This is a genomic window from Micromonospora sp. NPDC005252, from assembly GCF_042872475.1.
GTDB lineage: Bacteria > Actinomycetota > Actinomycetes > Mycobacteriales > Micromonosporaceae > Micromonospora.
In genome coordinates, this window is sequence record NZ_JBIAKN010000003.1 from 119,715 (window position 1) to 145,008 (window position 25,294).

Annotated in this window: 21 protein-coding genes and 1 pseudogene; 11 read left to right on the forward strand and 11 right to left on the reverse strand. The window is 70.9% G+C overall.

Annotated features, from left to right (window positions below; genetic code table 11):
* Window positions 1-347: 347 nt before the first annotated feature.
* From ACFYPH_RS10170 to ACFYPH_RS10180, 3 genes and pseudogenes are all read left to right on the forward strand, one after another.
* Window positions 348-851, forward strand: a pseudogene (locus tag ACFYPH_RS10170) (flagellar basal body protein FliL); the annotation flags it as partial.
* A 331-nt stretch (window positions 852-1,182) separates the two neighbouring features.
* Window positions 1,183-1,638 (forward strand): hypothetical protein, encoded by a 456-nt coding sequence (locus ACFYPH_RS10175; RefSeq protein WP_355063528.1) that lies wholly within the window; start codon window positions 1,183-1,185, stop codon window positions 1,636-1,638.
* Window positions 1,639-1,771: 133 nt separating this feature from the next.
* The gene (locus ACFYPH_RS10180) at window positions 1,772-3,013 is read left to right on the forward strand and encodes an ATP-binding protein (protein ID WP_354855782.1); all 1,242 of its coding nucleotides are present in this window, start codon (window positions 1,772-1,774) and stop codon (window positions 3,011-3,013) included.
* A gap of 21 nt (window positions 3,014-3,034) precedes the next feature.
* Here ACFYPH_RS10180 and ACFYPH_RS10185 read toward each other — a convergent pair whose 3' ends face one another.
* Window positions 3,035-3,583 carry an N-acetyltransferase gene (locus ACFYPH_RS10185; RefSeq protein ID WP_354855781.1) on the reverse strand — a complete coding sequence of 183 codons (549 nt, stop codon included), beginning with the start codon at window positions 3,581-3,583 and terminating at the stop codon, window positions 3,035-3,037.
* Window positions 3,584-3,717: 134 nt separating this feature from the next.
* On the opposite strand from ACFYPH_RS10185, the gene ACFYPH_RS10190 reads away from it, so the two are divergent.
* Together ACFYPH_RS10190 and ACFYPH_RS10195 are read left to right on the forward strand one after the other, a co-directional pair.
* Window positions 3,718-4,263, forward strand: a complete 546-nt coding sequence (locus ACFYPH_RS10190) for a DoxX family protein (protein WP_354855780.1) — start codon at window positions 3,718-3,720, stop codon at window positions 4,261-4,263.
* Between the two features lie 215 nt (window positions 4,264-4,478).
* A complete protein-coding gene (locus ACFYPH_RS10195; RefSeq protein ID WP_354855779.1) occupies window positions 4,479-5,924 on the forward strand; it encodes a glycosyltransferase 87 family protein in 1,446 nt (481 codons plus the stop codon).
* Between the two features lie 4 nt (window positions 5,925-5,928).
* On the opposite strand, the gene ACFYPH_RS10200 is transcribed toward ACFYPH_RS10195, so the two are convergent.
* The 5 genes from ACFYPH_RS10200 to ACFYPH_RS10220 form a co-directional block, all read right to left on the reverse strand.
* A complete protein-coding gene (locus tag ACFYPH_RS10200; RefSeq protein ID WP_354855778.1) occupies window positions 5,929-6,357 on the reverse strand; it encodes a molybdenum cofactor biosynthesis protein MoaE in 429 nt (142 codons plus the stop codon).
* On the reverse strand, window positions 6,354-7,610 hold the full coding sequence (locus tag ACFYPH_RS10205; RefSeq protein WP_387180751.1) for a molybdopterin molybdotransferase MoeA: 1,257 nt from the start codon (window positions 7,608-7,610) through the stop codon (window positions 6,354-6,356). The genes ACFYPH_RS10200 and ACFYPH_RS10205 overlap by 4 nt, the downstream gene beginning before the upstream one ends.
* A 77-nt stretch (window positions 7,611-7,687) precedes the next feature.
* Window positions 7,688-8,158, reverse strand: a complete 471-nt coding sequence (locus ACFYPH_RS10210; protein ID WP_355063392.1) for a MogA/MoaB family molybdenum cofactor biosynthesis protein — start codon at window positions 8,156-8,158, stop codon at window positions 7,688-7,690.
* Window positions 8,155-8,646, reverse strand: coding sequence for a cyclic pyranopterin monophosphate synthase MoaC (moaC, locus tag ACFYPH_RS10215; RefSeq protein WP_354855775.1), 492 nt, complete (start codon window positions 8,644-8,646; stop codon window positions 8,155-8,157). The genes ACFYPH_RS10210 and moaC overlap by 4 nt, the downstream gene beginning before the upstream one ends.
* Before the next feature lie 260 nt (window positions 8,647-8,906).
* Window positions 8,907-12,005: a BTAD domain-containing putative transcriptional regulator gene (locus tag ACFYPH_RS10220; RefSeq protein WP_387180754.1), complete on the reverse strand. Its 3,099-nt coding sequence runs from the start codon at window positions 12,003-12,005 to the stop codon at window positions 8,907-8,909.
* A 528-nt stretch (window positions 12,006-12,533) separates the two neighbouring features.
* On the opposite strand from ACFYPH_RS10220, the gene ACFYPH_RS10225 reads away from it, so the two are divergent.
* From ACFYPH_RS10225 to ACFYPH_RS10245, 5 genes are all read left to right on the forward strand, one after another.
* On the forward strand, window positions 12,534-15,062 hold the full coding sequence (locus tag ACFYPH_RS10225; protein WP_387180756.1) for a putative bifunctional diguanylate cyclase/phosphodiesterase: 2,529 nt from the start codon (window positions 12,534-12,536) through the stop codon (window positions 15,060-15,062).
* A 112-nt stretch (window positions 15,063-15,174) separates the two neighbouring features.
* A complete protein-coding gene (locus tag ACFYPH_RS10230) occupies window positions 15,175-16,515 on the forward strand; it encodes a glycosyltransferase 87 family protein (RefSeq protein ID WP_355063388.1) in 1,341 nt (446 codons plus the stop codon).
* Between the two features lie 41 nt (window positions 16,516-16,556).
* Window positions 16,557-17,189 carry a phosphoribosyltransferase family protein gene (locus ACFYPH_RS10235; RefSeq protein WP_355063386.1) on the forward strand — a complete coding sequence of 211 codons (633 nt, stop codon included), beginning with the start codon at window positions 16,557-16,559 and terminating at the stop codon, window positions 17,187-17,189.
* 22 nt (window positions 17,190-17,211) lie between these two features.
* Window positions 17,212-17,595: a zf-TFIIB domain-containing protein gene (locus ACFYPH_RS10240; RefSeq protein ID WP_354855770.1), complete on the forward strand. Its 384-nt coding sequence runs from the start codon at window positions 17,212-17,214 to the stop codon at window positions 17,593-17,595.
* A gap of 133 nt (window positions 17,596-17,728) precedes the next feature.
* The gene (locus ACFYPH_RS10245) at window positions 17,729-18,406 is read left to right on the forward strand and encodes a maleylpyruvate isomerase N-terminal domain-containing protein (protein WP_387180759.1); all 678 of its coding nucleotides are present in this window, start codon (window positions 17,729-17,731) and stop codon (window positions 18,404-18,406) included.
* A 177-nt stretch (window positions 18,407-18,583) separates the two neighbouring features.
* On the opposite strand, the gene dnaB is transcribed toward ACFYPH_RS10245, so the two are convergent.
* Window positions 18,584-21,349: a replicative DNA helicase gene (dnaB, locus tag ACFYPH_RS10250; protein WP_387180762.1), complete on the reverse strand. Its 2,766-nt coding sequence runs from the start codon at window positions 21,347-21,349 to the stop codon at window positions 18,584-18,586.
* A 384-nt stretch (window positions 21,350-21,733) separates the two neighbouring features.
* Here dnaB and ACFYPH_RS10255 point away from each other — a divergent pair, with 384 nt between their 5' ends.
* Window positions 21,734-23,296, forward strand: a complete 1,563-nt coding sequence (locus tag ACFYPH_RS10255; protein ID WP_387180764.1) for a hypothetical protein — start codon at window positions 21,734-21,736, stop codon at window positions 23,294-23,296.
* Window positions 23,297-23,378: 82 nt separating this feature from the next.
* On the opposite strand, the gene rplI is transcribed toward ACFYPH_RS10255, so the two are convergent.
* The 4 genes from rplI to rpsF form a co-directional block, all read right to left on the reverse strand.
* Window positions 23,379-23,825 (reverse strand): 50S ribosomal protein L9, encoded by a 447-nt coding sequence (gene rplI / locus ACFYPH_RS10260; RefSeq protein WP_007453817.1) that lies wholly within the window; start codon window positions 23,823-23,825, stop codon window positions 23,379-23,381.
* Between the two features lie 14 nt (window positions 23,826-23,839).
* Window positions 23,840-24,079, reverse strand: coding sequence for a 30S ribosomal protein S18 (rpsR, locus tag ACFYPH_RS10265; protein WP_007073789.1), 240 nt, complete (start codon window positions 24,077-24,079; stop codon window positions 23,840-23,842).
* Window positions 24,080-24,120: 41 nt separating this feature from the next.
* On the reverse strand, window positions 24,121-24,654 hold the full coding sequence (locus tag ACFYPH_RS10270) for a single-stranded DNA-binding protein (RefSeq protein ID WP_234582687.1): 534 nt from the start codon (window positions 24,652-24,654) through the stop codon (window positions 24,121-24,123).
* A gap of 90 nt (window positions 24,655-24,744) precedes the next feature.
* Window positions 24,745-25,035 (reverse strand): 30S ribosomal protein S6, encoded by a 291-nt coding sequence (gene rpsF, locus ACFYPH_RS10275; protein WP_007453836.1) that lies wholly within the window; start codon window positions 25,033-25,035, stop codon window positions 24,745-24,747.
* Window positions 25,036-25,294 lie beyond the last annotated feature (259 nt).

Here is a 25,294-nt window from a genome sequence, read left to right on the forward strand (position 1 = left end):
GCTTTCGAGGCCCGTGGGGTGGGCAACGGCCCGACGAGACGCCCGGCCGGCCGCCGCAGCAGCCCTATCCGTCGGGCCCCGAGCCCTACCCGCCGACGGTCCAGTCCTACCCGCCCGCCCCTGCGGAGCGGCCCGGGTCCTACGGCGACGGTCCGTACGGCGGCGTACCGGCGAGGCCCTACGGTGCGGGGCCCTCGTACGGCGGGGAGCGCGGGACACCGTACGGGGCCGAGCCGTCCGGGGCGCCCTACGGCGGCGGACGGTACGGCGGGGAGGCCGGAGCGCCCTACGGTGGCGCGTACCCGCCGGCCGCGGCGAACCCCCCGTACGGCGGAGAGCCGTACCGGCCCGACGACGGCCCGTACGGCGGTGACCCCGCACCCGACCCGTCCGGACGCGGCAGAGGGCCGCTGATCGCTGTGGTGGCCGTCGTGGTGCTGCTGGCGCTGGCCGGTGGCGGCGCGTACTGGTTTCTCGGCCGGTCCGACGACCCGGCCGCCCCGGTGGCCGCGCCGACCGTTTCGGCCGGTGTCGGGGCGCCAAGCGCGGACGTGACCGAGCCGGCCGAGCCGGTGCCGAGCGCCGCCGCACCGGAGTCGTCGGCCGACCCGCGGTTCGTCAAGGTCGGCCAGTGCGTGCGCAACGACGGGGCGGCCGGCGGCAAGCCCAAGCTGCTGATCAGCGGCTGCACAGCGAAGTCGTACGAGGTGCTGCGCCGGATCGACGGCGCGACCAGCGGCGAACGCGACGCCGAGGCCAAGTGCGCCAAGGTCGACGGCTACACCAACTGGTACTTCTTCGACAGCGAGCTGGACACCCTCGACTTCGTCCTCTGCCTGAAGCAGCGCTGACCACCCACCCCCTGGGGATGACATGACGACCTACGGACCATCGGGTTCCGGGCAGCCGGACGACCCGTACCAGCGTCCGCCGACCGGCCCCGATGGCCCGCCACCGGTCGACCCGACCGTCCCCCAGTGGGGTCCGCCGCCACCGCAGCCACCACAGTGGGGCCCGCCGCCGCAGCCGGCGCAGTGGGGTCCCCCGCCGCAGCCGGCGCAGTGGGGCCCGCCACCGCAGCCCTCGGAGTGGGACGCGCCGCCGGGGCCGTTCCCACCCGCCGGGCCCGCACCCGGCGAGACGGCGGCGCCGTGGCCTCCGCAGGCGCCCGGCGGGTACGGGATGCCACCCGCCCCGCCGGCGAGAAGGAGCGGCGGGAAGATCGCCCTCATCGTCGCGCTGGTGGTCCTGCTCCTGCTCTGTCCCTGTCTCGGCCTCGTCGGCTGGGCGGCGTGGAAGGTCGCCGACAGCGACAGCGACTCTGCCGCACCAGCCCCGTCGCTGAGCGCACCCGTCGTCCCGCCGGGCCTGCCCAGTGACGCCCCGAGCCCCGTCCTGCCGTCCCCGGACGAGGAGGAGTTCGCCAAGGGGGACTGCGTGGTCAACGACGGCAGCGAGGACGACGCGGACCTGCGCAAGGTGCCGTGCGGCCCGAACACCTACCAGGTGCTGCTGCGCATCCCGGCGACCACCGACGGGGACCGGTGCGAGACGCTCGCGCCGCAGGCGACCGCGAACTACGTGCACGACAACGCGATCGACGTGTTCGATTACGTGCTCTGCCTGAAGAAGCGGTGATCCTTGCGCAAACTAGGGCTGTCTAGCGTGGACGCTAGACAGCCCTAGTTTTATCTCGACGGCCGCAACACGCCGGTAGCCTCATCTATCCATATCTAGCTTCGCAGCTAGAGGGCCCGATACTCTGCGATGCGTGGATCCGGTCCGCAACCCGTACGCCCCGGGCGCCGGCCAGCGCCCGCCCGAACTCGCCGGGCGGGGGCGGGAACTGGACGTCTTCGACATCGTGCTGGAGCGCATCGCCCGCGGTCGGCCCGAACGCAGCCTCATGCTCACCGGCCTGCGCGGCGTCGGCAAGACCGTCCTGCTGAACACCCTGCGTTCCCAGGCGATCAACCGGCTCTGGGGCAGCGGCAAGATCGAGGCCCGGCCGGACCAGTCACTGCGCCGCCCGGTCGCCGCCGCGTTGCACATGGCGGTCCGCGAACTCGCCCCCCGGCACCGCGCCCCGGACCGGATCGACGCCTTCCTCGGGGTGCTCAAGGCGTTCGCCCAGCGGTCCACACCGACCGGCCGCGCCGGGACCCCGTCCAAGCTGCGCGACCGGTGGCAACCCGGCATCGACGTGCCCGCCGCCAGTGGCCGGGCCGACTCGGGCGACATCGAGATCGACCTGGTCGAGCTGTTCAGCGACGCCGCCGCCGTGGCCAGTGACGTGGGCACCGGCGTCGCGCTCTTCATCGACGAGATGCAGGACCTCGGGCCGGAGGACGTCTCCGCGCTCTGCGCCGCCTGCCACGAGCTGTCCCAGATCGGCGCGCCGCTGATCGTCGTCGGCGCCGGGCTGCCGCACCTACCGGCCGTGCTCAGCGCCGCCAAGTCGTACTCGGAGCGGCTCTTCCGCTACCAGCGCATCGACCGGCTCGATCGGATCGCCGCCGACCAGGCGCTCTGCGCGCCGGCCGAGCGCGAGGAGGTGGAGTACGAGCAGAAGGCGCTCGACCTGCTCTACGAGAAGTCCGGCGGCTACCCGTACTTCGTCCAGGCGTACGGGAAGGCGACCTGGGATCATGCGCCACGGTCGCCGATCACCGCCGCCGACGTCCGGGTCGCCGCCCCCGAGGCCGAGGCCGAGCTGGCGGTCGGCTTCTTCGGCTCCCGGTTCGAGCGAGCCACCCCGGCCGAGCGCGAATACATGCGGGCGATGGCCACGCTGTCCCTGGTGGAGGGCGAGTCCGGCGGCGTGGTCCGTGACGACATGGACGCCGCGGTGCCCACCGCCGAGATCGCCCGCGCTCTCGGCCGGAAGCCGGCCAGCCTCTCCCCGGCCCGCGACGCGCTGATCAAGAAGGGGCTCATCTACTCCGGCGAACGGGGCACGGTGGCCTTCACCGTTCCGCACTTCGGCCGGTACCTGCGCACCCAGCCAACCTGACCGCCGCGCCCGCCAGCGCGTTCAGACCCTGGACCAGGGCGCCGGGAAGACCACCTCACCACGCGGCGGTGGACCCTCCTCGCTGGTGGACGGCGGCAGCACCAGCGCCTGCCAGGGCTCCCCGAGCCCGGCCCACGGGCTGGTGAGGCCCAGCTCCGCGGCCGGCCCGAAGCCGAAGCGGCGATAGAACGCCGGGTCACCGAGGACCACGACCAGCCGCTCGCCCAGCTCGGTGGCGGCGTCCAGCGCGGCCTGCACCACCGCGCTGCCGTGCCCGACCCGCTGTCGGTGCGGCGCGACCGCCACCGGCCCGAGCGCCAGGGCCGGCGCGACGGCACCGCGATCGGGCCGCACCCGCACCCGGGTGAGCAGCGAGTATCCGACGACCTCGCCGCCGTACTCGGCAACCATGGCCAGCTCGGGCAGCCAGGCGTCGGTGCCGCGCAGGTCGTCGACCAGCCCCACCTCCGGCGGCGTCTGCACCTCCGGTCGGGCGAACGCCGAGGCCAGCACCCGACGCACCGGGCCGGTATCGGCCGGACCTTCGGGGCGGAGCCGCAGCGTCGTCACCCGCGCGACGTTACCCGTGACGGCCCGTCCATCAGCGATGGTCGCTCGAATCGGCGTGGCGCACGTGCACATCGGCCGATCCGGATCCGGCGGTTGCCGGGGTAGCAAACGCCCCGACGGGGTATGACTGATCCATGACGCCCGTACGCTCCCTTGCCCGCGCCATGCTGAGCGGCATCTTCGTGGTCAGCGGGTACCGCAATTTCCGCAACCCGCACCGGCTCGCGGAGACCGCCAAGCCGGTCACCGACCGGGTCGCGCCGCTCCTGCAGAAGGCGCACCCGAACTTCCCCACCGAGACCGAGACGTTGATCCGACTCAACGCGGCGGTGCAGGTCGGCGCCGGGCTGATGCTGGCCACCGGGCGGTTCAGCCGGCCCGCCGCGCTGGTTCTCGCCGGCACGTTGGTGCCGGTCACCCTCGCCGGGCATCCGTTCTGGAAGAACGACGACCCGATCGCCAAGAACAACAACGAGATCCACACCCTGAAGAATCTCGGGCTCTTCGGCGGCCTCCTGCTCGCCGCCGCCGACACCGGTGGCAAGCCGGGCATCCGCTGGCGTACGGGTCACCGCATCGGCCACTCTCGACGTTCCATGCAGCGCGCCGTCCGCACCGCCCGCCGCGAGGCCCGGATCGCCGTCCGGTCAGCGGCCACCGCGCGTCGACTTCCCGGCTGACCTGCCTCGATCTGCTGCGGTGTCACCCCCACCCCCCGCTAAGGCGACGAATTACCTGAACCACCCGGTAGGCGTTAACGCGGTGGAAATGTCAAAAACATGTGTGGGATCGGACACGGTCGCATAACGCGGGAGGCACTGACGTGAGGCGCCGTTCTAGGCTCCGTGCAGGACCTGGACGGGTAGGACGACCTTGGTACGGGGGTGGCCACGCCATGCCGACGGCTGTCGGTAGACGGGCGGACCGCGTCGCCCCAGTTCAACGCATGACGCGGGGGATCGATCGCAGGAACGTCGTACGGGGCGCCATCGTGGCCGCCGTCGCCTATGCCGCATGGCTCGCCATCGGTGAGTTCGGGCGACCGTACAACTTCTTCGACATGAAGATCTACCACGGTGCGGTGGTGTGGTGGGCGAGCGGTCATGAGCTCTACGAGTTCATCGCGCCCGGCACCACGCTCGGCTTCACCTACCCGCCGTTCGCCGGGCTCGTCATGCTGCCCATGGCGCAGCTGCCGATCGACGCGGCGGGGATGGTCAACGCCCTCGCCAGCATCGCGACGCTGACACTGGTGCTGGCCGGACTGCTGCGCCCCATCGTGGACCGGTTGGCCTGGCCACTGTGGTTCACCGTGGCCCTGGCGGTGCCGCTCGCGCTCGCCATCGAGCCCAGCCGGGAGACGCTGGGCTACGGCCAGGTCAACCTCCTGCTGTTCGCACTGATCATGGCGGATCTGATCGGGCTGCGGTGGCGCTCGCGCCGAGGCACCCACTACGCCGCGACCGACGGCCCGTTGCTGCGCTTCCTCTACGGTGGCGCCTGGGCGGGTGCCGGCATCGGCCTGGCCACGGCGGTGAAGCTCACCCCGGCCTTGTTCATCGCCTACCTGCTGATCACCCGCCAGTGGCGGGTGGCGGCCACCGCGATCGGCACCACGATCGGCGTGACGATCGGGACCTTCGCGATCGTCGGCGACGAGTCGCGGACGTACTTCGGCAGCGTGCTCTGGCAGACCGAGCGGGTCGGCGCGGCCGACATGACGCCGAACCAGTCGCTCGCCGGCCTGCTGGCCCGGCTGTACGACTCGATCGAGACTCCCGGGCTGCTCTGGCTCGCCTTCTCGGTGCTGATCCTGGCGGTGGGTCTGTCCCGGGCGGCCAGCTCGCGCGCCGACGGTGACGAGCTGACTGCGTTCACGCTTGTCGGCCTGACCGCCAACGTGATCAGCCCGATCTCCTGGACGCACCACCTCATCTGGGTGATCCCGGCGATCATCGTGCTGGCCGACGCCGCCGTCCGTCGACGGGAAGCGAGCAGGGGTCTGGGGCAGCGCACCGGCCAGGGCGCCGCATTCGGTGGCCTGAGCGGGCTCAACGGTCTTCGCCCGCCGATCTGGTACCCCACGCTGACCGGGTTCCGGCACGGCGTCGCCGCCCTCGGCCTCTACCTGCTCTTCCTGATCTCGCCCATCTGGCCGTACGAGCACCAACTGCCGGAGGTGTCGCACTACCAGGACGGTCTGTTCGGGGCGCTGATGGAGAACTCGCTGGCCCTCGCGCTGATCGTGCTGGTCGCGGCGCTGCCCTGGCGGCCCGGCGCCGAGCCGGCGTTCTACGGCGAACGGCTCGCCCGGGCCGTACTGGTCAACGGCCGCCGCTGAGCGGTCAGGGACAGTTGACCCATTCCTCGGTGCCGTCGGCGAAGACCTGCCGTTTCCAGATCGGCAACCGGGCCTTGGCCTCGTCGACCAGCCGGGCGCAGGCCGCGAAGGCCGCGGCGCGGTGCGCGGTGCTCACCGCGGCGACCAGCGCCACGTCACCGATGGCCAGCGGCCCGACCCGGTGCGAGACGGCCACCGCGTAGACGTCGGGATCGGCGGCGATCTCGGCAGCCACCTCGCGCAGCACCTGCGCGGCGCTCGGGTGCCCCTCGTAGTCCAGGCTCACCACCGGACGCCCGTGGTCGTGGTCGCGTACGACGCCCTGGAAGGAGACGACCGCGCCGGCCCGGCGGTCGGCGACCGCCGCCTCGTGCGCGGCGAGGTCGAGGGGCTGGTCGGTGACCTCGACGACGGTGATCGCCGGCGCGGTCACGACACCCGCTCCCCGGGCAGCAGCGGCAACGGCACGATCGGCACCCGATCACCCTGCGCACCGTTGGTGCCCGGTCGGATGACGGCGAACCCGTCAGCGCCCGCGAGCCCGCGCAGCATCGCCGACCCGACGTGCCGCACCGGGTACGCCGTGCCGGCGGCCCGGTCCAGGCGGACCAGCGCGAGATGGGTGTGATCGCCGCGCCCGGGCACCGCCTCGGCCAGCGTGGCCTGGGGCAACACCGGCATCGAGCGACCCTGGAGCCCGGCGAGCAGCGGCGCGACCAGTGACACCAGCGCGACGATGGCGGACTGCGGGTTGCCCGGCAGGCCGGCGACGAACCGGACCCGCCCGTCGTGATCGGCCAGCCGGGCCAGCAGCATCGGGAAGCCGGGCCGGACCGCCACCGTGTTGACCACGTAGTCGGCGCCCAGCGCCTCCAGGGTCGGATGCAGGTGGTCGACCGGGCCGTGCATCGTGCCACCGGTGGTGCAGACCAGGTCGGCGCTGGTCAGCGCCGCGCGCACCGCCGCCACGTGCGCGGGCAGCGTGTCGGCGACCGGGCCTACCACGTCCGACGGGCGGACGTGGCAGCCGTACCGGCGTAGCCATGCGGGCACCGCCGGGCCCAGCGCGTCGCGCACCCGGCCCGCCCCGGGCGGACCAGCCGTGAGCAACTCGTCACCGAAGACCAGCAGCGCGGCGCGCGGCGCCCGCCGGACCCGCAGCGTGTCGTGCCCGCAGGAGGCGGCCAGGCCGATCACCGCCGGGTCGACCGGCGTGCCGACCGGCAGAAGCTCCTCATCGGCGTACGCCTCCTCGCCCGGCTGACGCCACTCCGGCGTCGGGCGGGGCGTGCCGCTGACCAGGCCGCCCGTGACGGTGGACTCCTCGATGCGCAGCACGGCGGTGGCGCCCTCGGGCACCATGGCCCCGGTCGCGATCTCGACGGTCGTGCCGTCCTCGGCGAGTGGCGTGGGGGTGTTGCCGGCCAGCACCCGCCCGACGACGCGCCACGGCCCGGTGCCGCGCACCGCCCAGCCGTCCACGCTGGAGGTGGGGAACGCGGGCAGCTCGGTGCGGGTGGTCAGCGGCTCAGCCAGGGTCAGCCCGTCGGTGTCGACCAACGGCCGGGCGACGGCAGGCAGCGCGGCGGCCAGACCCACCGCGTACACCCGGGACCGTGCCTCCTCCCACCCTGCCGGCGGGGGCGCGGCGACCCGGCCCGCGGTTGGTGCGGTTTCCGTGCTCACCGACCGAGCCTATCGGGGCGGACCGACGCCCGCCGGGCCTGGGCGCGGACCGGCCGGTGGTCGCCGGCGCGGACCGATCAGTGGTCGCCGCCGCGAAGCTGGTCGACGGCGTGGCCGAGGATCGGCCCGAGCACGGCCAACCCGTCCCGGGCGCCGCCGGTCGAGCCGGGCAGGTTGACCACCAGCATCCGGCCGGCCACCCCGGCCAGGCCCCGGGACAGGACCGAGGTGGGCACCCGCTCGCGACTGTGCGACCGGATCGCCTCGGCGATGCCGGGGATCTCGTAGTCCAACAGAGCCCGGGTCACGTCCGGCGTCCGGTCGGACGGGGTGATCCCGGTGCCGCCGCTGGTCAGCACCACGTCGACACCGTCGCCGAGGGCGTCCCGCAGGGCGGCGCCGACCGGCTCGCCGTCGGGCACCACCACCGGCTCGTCGACCTGACAGCCCAACTCGCGTAGGCCGGCGACGAGCAGCGGGCCGCTGGTGTCGGCGTAGACGCCGGCCGCGGCCCGGTTGGACGCCACGATCACCCGGGCCTGGATCACGGCCGATCCTCCGGCCGGACCCACTCGCCGGTCTTGCCGCCCTCCTTGCGCAGCACCCGGACCGCCTCCACCGAGGCCGCCGGATCGACCGCCTTGACCATGTCGATCAGCGCCAGGCCGGCGACCGCGACCGCGGTGAGCGCCTCCATCTCGACTCCCGTCCGGTCCGCCGTGCGAGCGGTGGCGGTGATCTCCACGGTGTCCGCGGTCAGCCGCAGGTCGACGGTGACACCGTGCAGGGCGATCGGGTGGCAGAGCGGGATCAGCTCCGGAGTGCGCTTGGCCCCCATGATGCCGGCGAGCCGGCCGACCGCCAGCGCGTCACCCTTGGGCAACCCGTCGCGGTGCAGCAGGTCGACGACCTCGGGCGTGGTGCGCAAACGGCCCGCCGCGACGGCCACCCGGCCGGTCACCGGCTTGGCGGAGACATCGACCATGCGGGCCGCGCCGGCACGGTCGACGTGGCTGAGCTGCGCGGGTTCGGTCACGGCCGTGAGCCTATCGTCGCGGTACGACGCACCGGGGCTCGGAAGGGGCGGCGGCCCGGCATTCGCCGGGTGCGACAGCGCTCACCGGGCCGCGCCCCTTCCCTCGCTGGACCCGCCGCCGAGGTCGCTGGGGGGACCTGGCGGCGGGCGCGTGTCGAAGACCCGGTTCTGCCCACGGGCAGAACCTCCCCCGTTCGCCGATACGCTCCAGAAGCTACCGGGCCCGGCGATAAGAAATCGATAAGCGACGTTCGCGCAGGTCAGCACCCCGCATCGACGACACTGGCAGCCAGTTCGGCGAGGCGGCGCTCGACATCGAGGCGTTCCGGTACGCCCATCCGACGGAAGATCGCCAACGCCCGCTCCCAGTGCCGCCGGGCCTCGGCCGGGTCGACAGCCTTGAAATGCTCCGCGAGGCCCGCCAGTGCACGCCCCTGCTCGTGCGGGTGTGCGATCCGCGTCGCCAACCGCAGGGCCTCGCGGTGCATCTCGGCTGCCGCACGGTCCCGCCCGCGTGCCCGCAGCGTGCGGCCCAGTTCGTTCAACGCCGCGGCCTCGACATGCCGCTCGCCCGAACCGACCGCGAGGGTCCGAGCCAACTCATGCTCCTGCTTGGCCTCCGCCAAGCGACCAAGACCGCGGTAGGCGATGCCGAGGTCGAGGCGTACCTCTGCCTCGCCGTAGCGGTGGCCGGTGCGGTCGCGAAGCGCCAGCGAGGCCCTGAGGATCCTGATCGCCTGATGGAAATCTCCCATTCGGGTGCGTACCGATCCGATATGGCTGAGAGCGTTGAGCACGTGGAACTCGTTCGAGTTGGTTCGGGCCCAGGCCAGGTGACGCCGGTGAATCCATAACGCCTCTTCGTAACGGCCCAGTGACGTGAGGGCGATACCAACGTTCGGTAACGCGTTCGGCGCTCCTGCGTTGCCGTAGCCCCGGTAGTCACGCAGATGTTCCATACCGAGTGCCACCGCCTCGGTCAGATTGCCGCTCCAGTAGTGGACCGGGGCAAGATTGGCCTGGTAGCGAGCGGTGTTCAGCACGTCCCGGGATTCCTTGGAAAGCTCGACCGCGCGGGTCAGATGTTTCAGGGCTTCCCGGTTGTCGCCGGTCCGGACGTAAGCGGAGGCCAGGTAGTTCTGCATCAGCGCCGTCGACTCGGCGTTGCCCGTCGCCTCTGCCGCTGCCAGCCCCTGCTGGTGGGTCACGATGATGTCCTCGAAGTATCCGCGGATGTAGCAGAATCGCCACAGGGCACGAGCCAGCCGCCAGGCGTGCTCGTGGAAGCCCGCCTCATGTGCCGACGCCACCATCGTCACCAGGTCCGCCCGCTCGGCTTCCAACCACTCGGCGCTCGGCTCGCCAAGAGCCTCCAGCAATTCAGGCCGACCGAACGGGAGATGACTGACCTGGCTTTCGATGACAACGGGCTCGATAATCTCAGCAATCCGCAGTGCCGCTGCCAGGGTGAAGTCGAGCAGTTGGGCCAGGGCTGACCGGCGGTCCTGCGCCGAATCGACGTACAGGCATAGCTCGACGGAGTACTGGCGCATGAGGTCGTGCAATCCGTATTGCCTGGAGTTCAGATCCTCCACCAGGTGCCTGTCGGTGAGGTCGTCGAGAGCCGCGTGAGCTTCCGCCACCGTCAGCCCGGTCAGTGCCGCGACCGCCGTTGGGCTGAACCGGCTACCGGGGTACAGACCCAGAAAGCGAAAGACCCGCTTGGTCGACTCGGGGAGAGGTTCGTAGGAGGCGGCGAACGCACCGGTGACTGTGCTGTTCTCCCCGGCCAGATGAGGGAGAACCGACGCCGCGCCGGCCATCTGTGCCGCGAGATCCGCCAAGCGCCAACCACGTCGGTGCGCCAGCCGGGCGCCGGCCAGCCGAATCGCCAGAGGAAGATGGCCGCACCGCCGGACCACCTCGACCGCTGCTTCCGGCTCGGCGTCGACCCGTTCCCGCCCCACACTCGCAGCCAACAGGTCGACGCCCTCTCCAGACGACATGACCGGCAGGGACTGCGACGCGCCGAGGTCCGGGTGGGTGAGTCGGCGTCGAGACGTCACCAGCACGACGGCGGTGGGCTCGATCGGCAGAAGCGGCAGGATCTGGTCGCTGCTGGCGGCGTTGTCCAGAATGATCACCGACCTCCAGCGGGCCAGTTCGCGTCGCCAGAGTTCCGTCCTGTCGTCGAGGTCAACCGGCACCCGCTCAGGCGGCACCCCAAGCTGGCGAAGCAGGACGACAAGAGCCGACGCCGGTCCAATCAGGTCCTTCTCGCCATGCCCCCGCAGGTCGACGTACAAACGGGCATCCGGGTACCGATCGCTCAGCCGGCGGGCCAGGTGCACGGCAAGTGTTGTCTTGCCGCTGCCGGCCATTCCGTCGATGACGTGCACGGCCGGTATGCGATCCTCGACACGCCGCGTCTCCGCCAACAGCCTGGCCACGACGGCCTCCCGACCAACGAAGTCGGTGACCGAACGAGGCAGATGATCCACCGCTGCGACTGTGGGCATCTGCTTCGTCGTCGGGTCACCCGCCGGTCCTGGTGGGGACCCAGCAAGGCGCCCAGCCGTGCCTTTGCTCAGGCCGGTGACGACGGGTTCCCGGCTCGGCGCCTCGGTGAGGATCCTGCGCCGCAACTTTTCGAGGTTGGCCCCCGGGCGCACCCCCAGCTCCGTCATCAGATGCCTGCGAATCTCGTCATACGCGACAAGCGCCTCCGCGTTGTCACCGCGCTCGTGCAGGGCCCGCATGAGAAGGAGGTATGTCGGCTCTCGGAGCGGATGAAGGGCAGTCACCGCGCGCAGTGACGGAATTGCGAGATCATCCCGCCCGGATCGCAGATGAACCTCGGCGAGGAGTTCCACGGCCAGAAGACGCTCCTCCTCCGCAGCGACGGTTCGAGCCGTCAGGACGGGCCCAAGCGGGATGCCGGCGAGCATGGGACCCTGCCACCGCACCAAAGCGCGGCCCAGCAGTTCCGACGCACGCGACAGGTCGCCAGCGCCCAGAGCATCCCGGCCAGCGTAAAGCTCGTCTTGGAAGCGGAAGACGTCGATCACATCCGGCCGCAAGGCGAGGCGATAGCCGTTCCCCTGCCGCACGAGAGTCGCGTCCGCGAGCGCTAACGTCTCGAACTCCCGGCGAAGATTGGCCGCATAGGTCCGCACATTCGCCACAGCGGAACGCGGAGGACGGTCGGCCCACAGCTCGTCTATGAGGCCGGACAACGTCACCAACTGGCCTGGCTGGACCGCGAGCATCGCGAAGATTACCCGTTGTTTGGGCGTACCCAGGTGCAACTTGTGGTCGGCAAGCAGCACCTCCAGGCCACCCAGCAGGTTGATCTCCACCGGCCCTCCGAATTCGCGTCTATCGGTGTCTAGCTGATCACACTGGGGAAGGTTAACGGTGGTCAGAATGCACGCCAACCCCCCAACGAGACACCCCAAATCCACACCGACCAGGCGACGGAGAGCAGATTCTGTCCGACCGGATTGACCCTGAGCCCAAACTGACGGATGAGGCCAGGCGCACATCCTGGCCACACTAGGGAGGAGGCGACAACGCCGATAGCCTCTCAGCAGCGCGCAAGCTGCGGATCGCCAGTGCAGCACGACCGCGCTCCGCTCAGGTGGCATGGACAGACCGTCACAAAGGCCGCTGGCTTGGCTAATGTTGCGTATACCGACATTTATCGCTACTAAAACTGCCTAACTCCTCTTAGGCTCCCATCACGAGAACGGATCCGGAATACGGAAACGGCCGGACGAGTGGAGGGAGCATGCAATGCGCGGCAGCGACTGGTTCTGACATCGAAGTAGCACTGAGCGGTAAGCTCCTGTCGTCAACAGGTAACTGTGGGCGACGACAGGAGCTTCATGAGCCAGGTGTCACCGCAGAGTCCCCGGGCAGATCGGTCGCTTCTGCTGCTCGTCGGTCTCATCGTGGTCATGGCAATCGTTCCCACAGTCATCGCTGGGGCCAACGTGTTGACCCGTCGCCCCGTCTCGGTAGGCGACGGTGCGACATTCGTAGCGCTGACCTTCATGACTGCGCTTGGCACGATCGTCATGGCACCTATCCGAATTCGCTCGACCACACACGGCATCACCTGGGTCGAGACGGCGATCGTGATAGGGCTTGCCGTGGCACCACCCGCCTGGGTGGTACTGGCGACCGGGGCTGGCGTCGGTATCGCATCAGCCATCATGAAGCTGCCGATGATCAAGGCGGCCTTCGGAGTCAGCAAGAACATTTTGGTGGCTGGTGGAGCAGGCATCACCACTTTGGCCATCCCCTGGCAGTGGCCGCCGGCCGGCGTGGTCGAGCTGGCCACCTTGCTCGGGGCGATCTACCTGGTGGCGGCACTCCTCGACGACCTGCTGGCCATCCCGGTGATCGCGCTGGCCACCGGGACACCGGTCTCCCGTCAGTTCTTGAACAACCTTGACCTGCGGATCGCCGGCTTCGGCGTGCGATTCATCGTGGCTGTCTGCACGCTACTCATCCTCCGCGAGGACCCCCGACTGCTGCTTGCCGTCCCCCCACTGATGTTGAGCCTGCACCTGGCCTACTCCGCGCGCATCCGAGGTCGCACCGAGCAGCAGGCGTGGCAGCGGCTCGCCCGCACCACCGACGCGCTCAACGTGGTCGACCTGGACAACGTGCTCACCACCGCCGTCACCCAGGCCGCCGAGTTGTTCTCCGCCGACGAGGTCGAGATCGAGCTGCGCGACGGTGGCCGCACCGTTCGAGGCGGCACCGGCGGCATCACCTTCGACGGACCGACCGGCACGCCCACCGACGTGGACGGCACCGTCGTGCCCACCCCGCTGGAAGGCCACGACCGCTCCGTCGACGTCGGCGTCCTGCGCCTGCGCTTCCGTGGGCCGGTGCAGCTCTCCGAGCGGGAGCAGTACACCCTGCGCACCTTCGCCTCGGCGCTCTGCACGGCGGTCCGCAACGCCCAGGCGTACGCCGAGCTGGCCCGCGTCGCCGACGAGCACGCGTACGCCGCCACCCACGACGCGCTCACCGACCTCGCAAACCGGCGGCACCTCCTCGACCGGGGCACCGAGCATCTCAGTGCCCGGCACGCCGACGGGGTGACCGCACTGGTGTTGATCGACCTCAACCACTTCAAGGAGGTCAACGACACCCTCGGCCACGCCGCCGGTGACCAGGTGCTGGTCCAGGTCGCCGATCGGCTGCGCGGGGCCGCCCAGTCCAGCGATCTGGTGGCCCGCCTCGGCGGTGACGAGTTCGCCGTACTCCTGCGCGGGCTGCCGGCCCCCGCGGTGGCCGCGCACCGGGCCGAGACGCTGCTCGCCGCCCTGCACGAGCCGTTCGAGCTGGACGGCATGCGGATCAGCGTCGAGGCCAGCGGCGGGATCTCCGTCGCCCCGGCCAGCGGCGGCATGGCCGAGCTGCTGCGCCGCGCGGACGTCGCGATGTACCAGGCGAAACGGGCCGGGCAGCGGATCTCCACGTACGCCCCGACCCGGGACACCGCCGACCTGAGCCGCCTCACCCTCGGCGGCGACCTGCCCCGTGCCGTGGCCGACCACGAGTTCATCGTCAACTTCCAGCCGATCGTCGACCTGGGCACCGGCGAGGTGACCAGCGCGGAGGCCCTGGCCCGCTGGCACCACCCCACGCACGGGCTGATCGATCCGCTGCGTTTCCTGGAGGCGGTGGAGCGTTCGGGAATGCTGCCGGCCTTCGCCGAGGCGATCCTCGACCAGGCCCTGATCGCCGCGGCCAACTGGCGTGACGCCGGCTTCGACGTACCGGTCGCGGTCAACGTGTCGCCGCGCAGCCTGCTCGACGCGCGCTTCCCGGGCTCGGTGCTGGCCCGGCTGCGTGCCCACGACCTTCCGCCCGACCGGCTGGTGCTGGAGCTGACCGAGACGTTGACCCTCAGCCAACTCGATGTGGTCGACCGGGTGCTCAGCCGGCTACGCGACGAGGGCGTGCGGTTGGCGCTGGACGACTTCGGCACCGGCTACTCCTCGCTCTCCCTGCTCTCCCGGATCCCGGTGCACGAGCTGAAGATCGACCGCAGCTTCGTGACGACCATGGAGAGCTCGGCCGAGGCCGCCGCCGTCATCCGCTCCACCCTCGACCTGGGCCGCAGCCTCGACCTGGCGGTGGTCGCCGAGGGCGTGGAGAGCGAGCCGCAACGACGCGCCCTCTGGGAGTTGGGCTGTGTGGCCGGCCAGGGCCACCTCTTCGCCCGGCCGATGCCCGCCGGCACCCTGCTCGCCGCGTTGCAGCGCGGGTCGGGTGGCCAACCCGGCACTCTGGCGCCACCGCTGCACGACACCGGCGCGGTGATCCGGCTGAGCCAGACCCGCCGCCAGGCCGGGCGCTCCCGCCCCGACCGCCTTCCCCACCTCCCCGCCTGAGCGGGGCACGAGCACGACACGGCGAGCAGAGGCGCCGCCGCCGGTGTGACCGAGGCCGGCCCGAGCCCCGCGGACAATCGGGTGAGCAGCGAGGTCTGCCAGACTGGCGCTCGTGATCGCCGACGCCCCGACCGCCCGCCGCCACCGCTGGCGGACGCTCGACACCGCCGCCGGTGGGCTCGCCCTCGACCTGGGCCTCTACGCCGTGTCGGCCGTCTTCGCGGCGATCACCGCGGTCACGTCGACCCTGCTGCCGCACCGGGCCTGGGGTGCGGTCGCCGCCGTCGGCTACCTGGTCGCGACGGTGGCGGTGATCGTTCAACTCCTCCTGCGCCGGCGCAACCCGGCGACCCGACCGGCCGGCCTTCCGGCCCGCTGGGCGGTGACCGGTTTCGCGTGGGCGAGCACCGCGCTGCTACCCGTGCTCTGGCAGAGCGTCGAGCGGGCCACCGGACGCACCGACCGCGCGCAGGAGGAGGTGCTGGTCGTCGAGCAGGCCGGCATCCGCCTGCTGGAGCACGGCACGCCGTACCTCGGCCGAGACGCCATCGCCGCCCTGCCGGCCGGTGAACAACTGCTCGGATACACGCCGTACCAACCGGGCATGGCGTTGTTCGGCCTGCCCCGGGCACTCGCCGACACCTGGTGGACCGATGCCCGGGTGTGGTTCGCGGTGGGCACCGCGCTGGCGCTCGCCCTGGCCGTGGCCACCCTGCGCGCCGCGCGCGGCACCGTCGGCGGCCCTCTCGTCGGGGCGCACCGGTCCGATGCCGCGCTGCTGCGGGGCGTGCAGGCCGCCACCGTCCTGCCGATCTGCGCGCTCACCCTCGCCACCGGCGGTGACGACATGCCCGTACTCGCGCTCTGCCTGCTGGCCCTCGCACTCGCCGCCGCCGGTCGGCCCGGCCGGGCCGGCCTCGCGGTCGGGTTGGCGGGCGCGCTGAAGCTGTTCGCCTGGCCGATCGCCCTGGTCCTGATCGTCTGGGGTCTGACCCGGCGAGCCGGCGCCCGGGTCGCGGCCGGCGCGATCGGGTTACCCGTCGCCGCCCTGCTCCCGGCCCTGCTGGTCGACCGCGACGCGCTGACCGAGAACGTGCTGCGCTTCCCGCTCGGGCACGGCCTGGTCACCAGCCCGGCGCAGTCTCCGTTCCCCGGTCAGCTGATCGCCGCCACGCTGCCCGGGGGCCGGCTGATCGCCGCCGCCCTGCTGGTGGCGGCCGGCGTGGCCATCGCCGTCCGACTCGCGCGCCGCCCGCCGGGCACGGCCGCCGCCACCGCGCTGATCTGCGGGTACGGACTCCTCGCCGCGATCGCGCTGATGCCCTCCACCCGATTCGGGTACCTGCTGTACCCGCTGGCCCTGCTCGCCTGGGCACCCGCCCTGCACAGCCCGGACGCCGCACCGACCACCCCGACGCCCGACCGCCTGCCCGGTCGGACCACATCGGTCTAACCGGCGGGCGAAACGCCGCCGCACGGCGTACACCTGAAGGCATGACCACGTACCGCGACCGCGCCGAGGCGGGCCGGGTGCTCGCCGAGCGGCTCACCGCCCTCGTCGGCGAACCGGACACGGTCGTCCTCGGCCTCGTCCGCGGCGGCGTACCGGTGGCCCGGGTCGTCGCCGAACGGCTCGGCGCCCCCCTCGACGTGCTGGTCGTCCGCAAGCTCGGTATGCCCTGGGCCCGGGAGGTCGCCTTCGGCGCGCTCGGCCCGGGCGGGGTGCAGGTGCTCAACGACGCGATCGCCAGCCGCCTCAGCAGCGATGACATCGCCGAGGTCAGCCAGCGCGAACAGGTCGAGTTGGAGCGCCGCGAGCGGCTCTACCGGGGTGGTCGCCCACCGCTGGACCTCACCGGGCGCGTCGCCGTGATCGTCGACGACGGTCTGGCCACCGGCGCCACCGCCCGCGCCGCCGTCGAGGTCGTCCGCCGACTCGGCGCGCGCCGGGTGGTGGTGGCCGTGCCGGTCGGCGCGCAGGAGGCGTACGAACTCCTGGCGGCCGAGGCCGACCAGGTCGTCTGCGCGCAGCGCCCGTCGGATTTCGGCGCGGTGAGCGTCTACTACGACGACTTCCACGAGGTCTCCGACGACGAGGTCACCGACGCGCTCACAGCAACCGCTTAGCTCGACCAGGTACCGTCGGGTGATGAATAGCCTCACCTGTCCCAAGTGTCACGGCGAGATGCGTCAATACGAGCGCAGCGGTGTCGTCATCGACCAGTGCGGGGAGTGCCGGGGCATCTTCCTCGACCGCGGCGAGTTGGAGAAGCTGTTCGAGGCAGAGGCCAACTGGAGCCGCCAGCAGGCCGGCGGCCCGCCGCCGCAGCCCGTCCAGCAGCCGGGGGGCTACCCGCCGCCGCCCGCCCCGGCGCAGCACCAGCCCGGCTACGGCGCGGTCCCCCCGCCGCCGCCCCCGCCGCCCGTGCACGGCTACCCGCCGGCGCCTGCCTACGGTCAGCAGCACCAGGGCTACCACGGCCACTACCGGCACAAGAAGCGCAAGGGCTTCCTCGACGAGATGTTCGGCTGAGCCCGACCGCGGAGTCATCCCAGGTGACATGCCTCTGAGTCGCGGCTGTGACTCAGAGGCACGTCACTCGTGGCCCAGCCACCCACGCCGTCGATGGTTGGCGGCCGAGGTGCGTCATGCGAGGCTGCATCGCATGACCGAGATCCGGCCGGACGAGGCTCTCGCCCAGGCGTACGACGGCATCACGGCGTTGGTCGACGGCCTGGACGACGCGCGCCTGCAACGAGCGACCCGCTGCCAGGGCTGGCTCGTCGCGGACCTGCTGTTGCACGTGCTCGGCGACGCCCAGCGGGCACTCGTGGCCCTGGCCAGACCCGTCGACGGTCCCGCCGACGTGGACGACGTGTCCTACTGGCGCGGCTTCCCGGGCGGCGATGACCAGGCCGCTCGGCACGCCTGGTGGGTCCGCCGGTCGGCGTCCGCCTTCGACCGACCGACCGGCATCGTCCGGCTCTGGGAAGAGACCGCCCCGGCGGCGGTCCGCGCCGCCGCGTCGGCAGACCCCGAGGGGTACGTCACCACGCAGGGGCACGTGCTGCGCGTACCGGATTTCCTCGCCACCCTGACCACCGAGGCCGTCGTGCACCACCTCGACCTGACGCCGGAGCTGTCGGACGCGCCGCCACCCGGCCCAACGGCGGTACGCATCGCCGTTTCCACGATGGACGGCCTGCTGAGCGACGACGCGGTCCGCCCCGCTGGATGGGACGACCAGGAGTTCCTGCTGAAGGCCACCGGGCGAATCCCGCTCACCGACCGGGACCGGGTGGAGCTTGGTGAGGCGGCGGGCTGGTTCCCCCTGCTCGGTTGAAGCCCTCGCCGCCGACGGCTCAGGACATCAAGCGGATCAGAAATCAGCGACCCAACATTATTTTCGCCTGCCTGCTGACTCCGTACGAATGCGCAATTCGGGTTAGAGTCTCACCCGCTCCCGCACGTTCAACAACAGCCTGGATTTGCGCCGCCGACAGACGAGAAGCCGTAGTGCTCATCCGATAGCCATGTCCACGAAACGTGAGAGATGCAGCTGGGCCGCGACCGTCACCGTGTCGGTTGGCCCATTCCGATGCTTAGCAATTATGAAATCCGCCTCCCCCGCCCGCGGCGACTCCTTGTCGTAGTAGTCGTCGCGGTGCAGAAGGATGACAACGTCGGCATCCTGCTCAATTGAGCCAGATTCACGCAAATCAGACAATTGGGGGCGCTTGTCGGTGCGCTGCTCGGGGCCACGGTTCAGCTGACTCACCGCGATGACCGGGCACTCGACCTCCTTGGCCAGCAGCTTCAGACCACGGGAGAGGTCGGCGACCTCCTGCTGCCGGCTCTCGGTGCGCTTCGGCGAGGTCATCAGCTGGAGATAGTCCACGACGATCATCTTGAGGTCGTGTCGCTGCTTGAGCCGGCGGGCCTTCGCCCGGATCTCCATCAGGTTCATGCTCGGCGTGTCGTCGACGAAGAGCGGCGCCTCGCTGATCTCGCCCATGCAGCGGGCCAGCTTGGTCCAGTCGTCGTCGGAGAGCTGCCCGCTGCGTAGCACGTGCAGCGGCACCCGCGCCTCGGCCGAGAGCAGTCGCATGACGATCTCGACCTTGCTCATTTCGAGCGAGAAGATGGCGGCGGCCTGGTTGGCACGAATGGCAGCATTTCGGGCAAAGTCCATGCTGGCAGTGCTGTTGTGGGTCGGGATCATGGACCGACCGGCCAGGTACAGGTGGTCGTCGTTGTCGACCGTCACGCACCGTACGGGCACGCTGGGAACCGGCCGGACGTCCACGATGAAGCGGCAACCCGTTCGAGCGGGTCCCTCCCCCCGCCGTCGCGCCACGTGCGCATCCCGCTTTCGGGCGAGCCCGAAGACCTCGTCCGTGGTCGTGAAGTTCACGTTGTACGCGACCGACGTCTCCGGCTTGCGTCCCTCGACTGCCTTGAGACTGATTGAGCAGCGGTAACCGAGACTGACGATCAGCTCGTACACATCTGCGGCCAGCCGCTCCGAGGTGCTGGTGAACTGAACATTTCCCGTACCGGTGACAGTCCCGTCGGTGTCGAGTAGTCCCGCAAGTAGGGCGCGGCGCTGCCCTTCGGACGCGCGCAGGTAGGCCTCGGGTATGTGCTTGACGTTCAGCACGCCCGACTCTCGCAGGCTTCGTACCAGGGACGAAGGACGATTCCCGCAGGCCACGCAGCCATTTCGACGCCTGTCGCACACCGGGCAACTCTTGGGCAGGATCGTGTAGAGAGTCGAGACAGAGCGTGACTGCCTGATCTCGAAGCCGTCCTCCTCGATGCGCCGGAGGATACCGGGGTCAACGGTGGTGATCCGGCTGTCGGCGCTGCTGCCGTCACCCAACCAGGCACCAAGGGTGTACGGCGGGATAGGAAGGAGTCGATCGGGAAGGTTGAGCGGGGCTGCATTCGTGACCGCGTGATTGAGACGACGGTCTGCGGTCTCCGTGCGAAGTGTCGCCCGAATCTGCGCGGTGGTGAAGACCCCCGGCTGCACGCTGTCAGCCAAACTAGCGGTCCACCGCTCCACGCGGTTGAGTAAACCCCCATAAAGCGCTCGGGCGGGATAAGCGCGCGCGGGGCGTGCACCCGGCCTGCCGCGCATGGTGGGGGAAGCCCCTCGCGGTATGTCACGGGTGACCCGCTGGGCGGTGTGCACGAGTTCCGCTCCGACAGAGCTGGCCAACTCGTGGATGGTGACAGTGTCCGTGCTCGTTGCGGCAGCGACGCGGAGTCGCTCCACGGTCTCCGGACGCCAGTGGTTGCGGCGCCTGACGTCACCCGCTCTGCGGCTCGCGCGGGTGGTGGTTTTCCACAGATGCTCGGCGTCGGCTACGAGGACCGACCCGTCGGAAAACTCGACCTCGTAGCACGGGCGATCGTGACGTACTTCGAAGGCGTGCGTGACAGTGGTGGGATGCCCGTCGGCGCCGATCAGCCGGTCGCCGACCTTGACCTCGCCCATCGTGGTCCAGCCATCCGGCGTCGGCAGCGGGGTGTCGAGCGCCAGCGCCTTACCCAGACCGGGCCTACCCGCGACAATGATCAACTGCCCGGCGTGCAGGCCGTTGAGCAGCCGGTCCAGGTCGGTGAAGCCGGTCGGCACACCGGTCATCATCCCGCCCTGCGCACCCACCGCCTCGATCTCGTCGAGCGTCGGCTGAAGCATGTCGGCCAGGACCGCGAAGTCCTCGCTGACCCGCCGTTCGGTGACGTCGTAGACGGCCTGCTGCGCGAGGTCCACGACATCGTCGACGTCGCGGCTGCCGCCGCTGGCGGTGCCGTAGCCCAGTTGCACGATCTTGGTGCCGGCCTCGACCAGCCGGCGCAGCACCGCCCGCTCGCTGACGATCCGCGCGTAGTACGCGGCGTTCGCGGCGGTGGGCACGCTGGCGATGAGGGTGTGCAGGTAGGGCGCCCCGCCAACGCGGACGAGGTCGCCGGAGTCGGCGAGTGCCGCCGCAACGGTGATCGAGTCGGCCGGCTCACCCCGGCCGTAGATGTCCAGGATGATGTCGAAGATGGTGGCGTGCACCGGCCGGTAGAAGTCGTTGGTCTTGAGGATCTCGACGACGTCGGCGATGGCGTCCTTGGAGAGCAGCATGCCGCCGAGGACGCACTGCTCGGCCGCGACGTCCTGGGGCGGGGTCTTGTCGAACTGGCCGTCCCGCTGCACGGGCGGCTGGCCGCCGCCGGGCCGTGACTCCGCCCGCCTGTCGTCGGTGACCGACACGGGTCCCCCCTCCACTGCGTCGGATCCGGTCCCAGCTCTACCGCCGGGGTACGACAGTTCTCCTCCGACCAGGCCGGTCGATCGGGGGCCATCGCGCCGGCGGTCGAGGGCCAACCATACGGACCCCGAGGTCAGCGACTCAACAAGCCCGGTGGACGAGCCTCGGGACAACCTGTGGACACCGGTGCACAAGCATGTGCGCAGGGTGTGCACAGGCTGTGGACAACGGTTGGGGAATTCTCGACCACAAGCCGCTGAGCTGCTGAAACGTGGTCCCCAGCCTGTGGAGGAGAATATTTTGGTCGGTTCTGTGACACGATCTTCCCGTACTATCTCCAGCGAACGGCTACACCTGGACAGCGGATTACGCTTTCGGTTCAGAAGGGTCACACTCCGGCCGTGAGTTACCGGGACTGGGGACGCGGGGAGGGCAGCCCGCGCGAGCGCCCGCCGACCGCCTCGTGGGGTGAGCCCATGCTGCCCGCTCCGGTCGAGCCGTACGACGAGGACGCGCGCTATCGCACCTCCAGTCGGCGGCGCGCGCTGGACCGTGGGCAGGACGAACCGGTCGACGCCTACCTGCCGCGGTGGGCGCTGGAGTCGGGAGTTCGGCACGCCGACGGCGGCGGCCGGCACGCCGCGCCCGACGAGGACGAGGACGCGCCCGAGGACGCGCCCGAGCCCGAGTTCGAGGTCGAGCGTCCGAGTTCCGGGGGCGGCTGGCGAAGCACCGAGACGACGGGTGCCCGACGGCGTGCCGTCGAGACGGGTTGGCGTGAGCGGCCGGCGATCGGCGCGGGCCCCGATTCGGACCACACCCGGGAGTGGACGCTCGACCGACCGCAGGATGGGGGGTACGCCGGCCGTCGGCGTGCCAACGCGGCAGAGGAGGAGCCGGTCTCCGGCGCGGTCCCGGACCGTCGTCCCCGCCGTGCGCCCGTCGGCCGGCCCCAGGTGATCTGGTCCGGTGGGGACCTGGAGTCCGACCCGGCCGACGGGACGTCTCGTCCGGAGCCGAGCCGGCCGACGCGGCGCAGCCGACGGGCGGCGGAGGAGTCCTGGACGCGTCCGGCGGTGGATCCGTGGGAACGCGGATCGGAGCGGGCGGCGGAGCCGGACCCGTCGTACGCGCCCGCGGTGGACCCGTGGGACGCGTCGGGTGTGCACGCCTGGCCGCCGGCCGGCCCGGACGGCGCCGACCTGAGCGAGCAGTGGTCGCAGGCGGAGAACATCGGTGGCTGGGAGCGGTCGGACCGCACCGGCCAGTGGGAACGCTCGGCGGTCGAGGACGACCAGTGGGACCGGACACTCCCACCCCGTTCCGACCGGTTCACGGCGGCCGAGGGGTGGTCAAGCCGGGACAACGGTTTCTGGTCCGGCACGCGGTTGTCCGGCGACGATCCGCGCTGGATGGATACGACGACGTCGGCACCCCGGTCGCCGGTGGTGGGTTACACGGCTCCGCGACCGCGCAGTGCTCCCGTACCCCCTGATGGCGCCCGGCGTCGGTCGGACCGGCCGCCGGTCGGCGCGGCGTCGGTCCGACGGCGGGTGGAGTCGGTGGCGACGGGCGGTTGGGCGCGTCGTCTGGAGGACGACCTGCTCGACCCGGATCCCGGTGGGTCCGTCCGGCCGCTGCTCTACACCGCCGCCTGCTACCTGGTGCCGGCAGTGCTGATCTTCCTGTGGTTGCTCACGCTGGACGGGCAGGCGCCGGCCGGGTGTGTCACCGACATCAGCGGGGGTGGCTGCGACTCCGCCCGGTCACGCGCGTTGGAGTCGCTGCTGGCCGGCTCGCCGCGTTTCGGGTTGGCGCTGGTGAGCAGTCTGGTGGTGGCGGCCCTGCTGCGGCGGGTCGGCACGACGTGGCGGTCGGCCACCATCGCGCTGGCCGCCGCGGTGGTCGGCGGTGGCCTCTCCACGGTGCTGATCAGCGCGGTGACCGGTCAACCGATCGGCTGACGGCGAGCCGGGCACGCCAGGGCATGCGCGAGGGCCCGCACCGATCGCTCGGTGCGGGCCCTCGTCGTGGTGCAGCTGGTCGTCAGCCCTGAACGACGTTCAGGTTGAACGACGCGGTGACCTCGGGGTGCAGCTTGATCTTCACCGGGTAGGTGCCGGTCGACTTGATGTGACCGGGCACCTCCAGCCGGCGGCGGTCGAGGACCGGGCCGCCGGCGCCCTTGACGGCGTCGACGATCTCGGCCGAGGTGACCGAGCCGAAGAGCCGACCGCCGTCGCCGGCGCGGGCCTTCAGGTTGACCTTGAGACCCTCGAGCTGACCCTTGACCTCGTTCGCGTGGTCGAGGTCGCGGATCTCGCGGGCCGAACGGGCCCGCTTGATGACCGTGACCTGCTTTTCCGCGCCCTTGGTCCAGGCGATCGCGAAGCCCTGCGGCAGCAGGTAGTTACGGCCGAAGCCGTCCTTGACCTCGACGATGTCGCCCGGGGCACCGAGGCCGGACACTTCCTGAGTCAGGATGATCTTCATATCGGTGCCTCCTCTCAGCGGGCCGTTGCGGTGTACGGCAGGAGCGCCATCTCGCGGGCGTTCTTGACCGCGCGGGCGATCTGCCGCTGCTGCTGCGAGGTCACGCCGGTGACCCGCCGAGCGCGGATCTTGCCGCGGTCGGAGATGAACTTGCGCAGCAGCGCCGTGTCCTTGTAATCGATATAGGTGATCCCGTCCTTGTCGAGCGGGTTCACCTTCTTCTTCGGCTTGCGAAGTGCCGCAGCCTTGGCCATTGACCTTGCTCCTGGTTTGCGATCGCGGGCGCTCGGCGCCATTAGAACGGAGGCTCCTCGTCGAAGTTGCCGCCCGAACCGGCACGCGCGGGAGAGGGTGCGGCCGAAGCCCAGGGGTCGTCGAAGTTGCCTCCGCCGCCACCCTGGCCACCACCGCCGCCACCACCGAAGCCGCCGCCACCGCCACCGGAGCGGGACATCTTCTGCACCTTCGCCGTGGCGTAGCGCAGCGACGGGCCGATCTCGTCGACCTCAAGCTCGATGACGGTGCGCTTCTCGCCCTCGCGGGTCTCATAGGACCGCTGACGCAGCCGGCCCGAGACGATCACGCGGGCGCCCCGCTGCAGCGACTCGGCGACGTGCTCCGCCGCCTGACGCCACACGGTGCAAGCCAGGAAGAGCGGCTCGCCGTCCTTCCACTCATTGGTGGTCTTGTCCATGAAACGGGGCGTCGAAGCGACCCGGAACTTGGCGACCGCCGCACCGGACGGGGTGAACCGCAACTCGGGGTCATCGGTCAGGTTGCCGATGACCGTGATGGTGGTGTCTCCTGCCATGACCATCTCCTCGCGCACTCAGCGTCTCGTCGTACAGGCTCTCAGAGCCGTACGACAGAGTCGCGGAGGCTGATCCGGGCGAACCGGGTTGAATGCCGGACTGAATGCTTAGCGCATCTCCGGCCGGATGACCTTGGTGCGCAGCACGGACTCGTTCAGCCGGAGCTGACGGTCCAGCTCGGCCACGGCAGCAGGCGTAGCCTGCAGGTCGACGACGGCGTAGATGCCCTCGGCCTTTTTGTTGATCTCGAACGCGAGGCGCCTGCGGCCCCACACGTCCGTCTTCTCAACCGAGCCACCCGCGGTCCGAATCACGTTCAGGTACGTGTCGAGCGACGGGGCGACGGTGCGTTCCTCGAGGCTGGGGTCGAGGATCACCATGATCTCGTAATGACGCAAGACGTGCTCACCTCCTGTGGGCTAAGCGGCCACGGTCCTTCCGTGGCAGGAGGTCGTGCGTCGCTGCCCGCACGTGCCGGGGGAACCCGGCCGGACGCGGACAACCTGACCAGGATACCCGGTCCGGACGATCATGCCCGGGGCGGTCGGGCCAGTGCCCCGGGCGTGCCGACGGGGACCCACCACCCGACCGTCACTGGTCGGTGGCGAGCCCCCGTCAACGAGGCCGCGGAGCGTCCCGTCCGCATTCCTTGGGTGG

What these genes read in the sequence shown, in the direction of transcription:
- ACFYPH_RS10175 (WP_355063528.1), top strand. Translation starts at nt 1,183, where the DNA reads ATGCCACCCGCCCCGCCGGCGAGAAGGAGCGGCGGGAAGATCGCCCTC.
- ACFYPH_RS10190 (WP_354855780.1), top strand. Translation starts at nt 3,718, where the DNA reads ATGACGCCCGTACGCTCCCTTGCCCGCGCCATGCTGAGCGGCATCTTC.
- ACFYPH_RS10195 (WP_354855779.1), top strand. Translation starts at nt 4,479, where the DNA reads ATGCCGACGGCTGTCGGTAGACGGGCGGACCGCGTCGCCCCAGTTCAA.
- ACFYPH_RS10225 (WP_387180756.1), top strand. Translation starts at nt 12,534, where the DNA reads ATGAGCCAGGTGTCACCGCAGAGTCCCCGGGCAGATCGGTCGCTTCTG.
- ACFYPH_RS10235 (WP_355063386.1), top strand. Translation starts at nt 16,557, where the DNA reads ATGACCACGTACCGCGACCGCGCCGAGGCGGGCCGGGTGCTCGCCGAG.
- ACFYPH_RS10240 (WP_354855770.1), top strand. Translation starts at nt 17,212, where the DNA reads ATGAATAGCCTCACCTGTCCCAAGTGTCACGGCGAGATGCGTCAATAC.
- ACFYPH_RS10245 (WP_387180759.1), top strand. Translation starts at nt 17,729, where the DNA reads ATGACCGAGATCCGGCCGGACGAGGCTCTCGCCCAGGCGTACGACGGC.
- rplI (WP_007453817.1), bottom strand. Translation starts at nt 23,825, where the DNA reads ATGAAGATCATCCTGACTCAGGAAGTGTCCGGCCTCGGTGCCCCGGGC.
- rpsR (WP_007073789.1), bottom strand. Translation starts at nt 24,079, where the DNA reads ATGGCCAAGGCTGCGGCACTTCGCAAGCCGAAGAAGAAGGTGAACCCG.